Genomic DNA, 267 nt, shown 5'->3' with positions numbered 1-267 from the left:
CAACCTCTCCTTTACCGATGTTATTCCCTGGGAGGCTCCGCCCGGTAACTGGCGGCTGATGTATATTGTCGAGAAAGAGGCCGACTACTACATCGATGCTCTCAACCCCGAGGCGACGGCCGAGTTCCTGCGTCTCGGCTACGACCCGTACCTTCAGCCGGCGGGCGACAGACTTTCGTCGGAGATGCTCGGTTTTTACACGGACGAGCCGGCCATGCACTACTACCTGACCGGCGGCGACAACCCGATCGTGCCCTGGACCAGGGA

The 267-nt window shown here is 60.7% G+C and carries 1 protein-coding gene; it reads left to right on the top strand.

Annotated features, from left to right (window positions below; genetic code table 11):
- A partial coding sequence (locus QSV46_RS39900; protein ID WP_314964118.1) for a hypothetical protein occupies positions 1-267 on the top strand: 267 nt, incomplete at both ends.

The organism is Bradyrhizobium cosmicum (assembly GCF_032290525.1).
Taxonomy (GTDB): Bacteria; Pseudomonadota; Alphaproteobacteria; order Rhizobiales; family Xanthobacteraceae; genus Bradyrhizobium; species Bradyrhizobium cosmicum_A.
Note: the sequence above shows the minus strand (reverse complement) of the source record. Positions and strands in the feature narration are given on the sequence as shown.